This window comes from Thermococcus sp., from assembly GCF_027012695.1.
In the GTDB taxonomy this organism is placed as follows: domain Archaea; phylum Methanobacteriota_B; class Thermococci; order Thermococcales; family Thermococcaceae; genus Thermococcus.
This window is the reverse complement of record NZ_JALUYR010000010.1, coordinates 1-1,097: the sequence shown is the minus strand read 5'-3', so window position 1 is coordinate 1,097 and position 1,097 is coordinate 1. Positions and strand designations below refer to the sequence as shown.

General features: G+C 31.4%; 2 protein-coding genes. Both read right to left on the bottom strand.

Features of this window, described 5'->3' with window-relative positions; genetic code table 11:
* The coding region (locus MV985_RS00555; RefSeq protein WP_297458038.1) for an IS630 family transposase at positions 1–592 on the bottom strand (592 nt) is incomplete at its 3' end.
* Positions 519–1,049 carry a hypothetical protein gene (locus tag MV985_RS00550; protein ID WP_297458036.1) on the bottom strand — a complete coding sequence of 177 codons (531 nt, stop codon included), beginning with the start codon at positions 1,047–1,049 and terminating at the stop codon, positions 519–521. The genes MV985_RS00550 and MV985_RS00555, both read right to left, overlap by 74 nt.
* Positions 1,050–1,097: the final 48 nt, after the last annotated feature.

The following is a 1,097-nucleotide window of genomic DNA, read 5'->3' as shown; positions in this document are numbered from 1 at the left end:
TATATGCATCCAAAAAAAGTTTATGATGAGTTATAGATTGAATTATTTCAGAAGTGAGATTATCTTTGATGAAATTGGCTAGCCAAACTTTCACGTTTTCAATATTGCCAAAGACTTTGTTTTTGTAAAACTGCTTTATGTATGCCCAAATTTTTTCAGAATGATTTAGTTCTGGTGAATATGGCGGTATTCTTATAAACTTGATGTTATCTGGAATTTCATATTTTGTCAATGAGTGAAAACCAGCATTGTCAATTATTATTATTTTAAGTTCCTCGGGTTTGTATTTTGAAAATTCTAATATGTAGGAATAAAATATTTCACTGGTTGTTCCCTCTATTTCATAAACAAAGGAATCGCCATTAATTGGAGAAAAACTACCATAAACATACGTATTCTTAAAAGCATGCTGATATTTTACAATTGGCTTCACTCCCCTTGCAGTAAGGCATCTGCCAACATGTGTTTTTAATCCAAATCTGCTTTCATCTTGAAAATACAAATTGAATGATTTGAACTTATCCAGGTTTGGGTGTATGATGTTCTTTAGAAGTTCTGGAAGTTTTTTTAAAAGCCTCAAAGGCTTCCTCATCCTTTTTATAATGTGATTTTCTTGGTTGTTTTAATTTGGTGCCAAAGTTCGCTATCATGAATGAGCGTAAAGTATGATAATTAATCTCAGTGCCATGCTTTTCCTTTACCCATTCTACTGCATGGGTATAACCTTGTAAAGGTTCTGTGCTGTTGTTTAGTTTTTTCTCAAGACTTGCTCTTATTGTATCGGAAACTTTACAATTATGCCGACCTCCACTTGTACTCTTTATCATGAATTCAATACCAGAATCTTTGTATTGCTTAGTCCAAACATATAAGGTCTTTATATCAACACCTAAGTATTTAGCCAGTTCCAACCTAGTTTTGAATTTTTGCCCCTTAGTTAAAATTAAACTTTTTATTTTCTTCTTAGCCTTATGCTTTCTGGTTTGTTTGTACAAAACATTCAATTCATTCAGGCTTTCTTTTATTATAATTACTGTTCGTTTACCCATGCAGTAAATATACAAATTATTTAGGGTGTTTTGAAATTAAATTGGTAT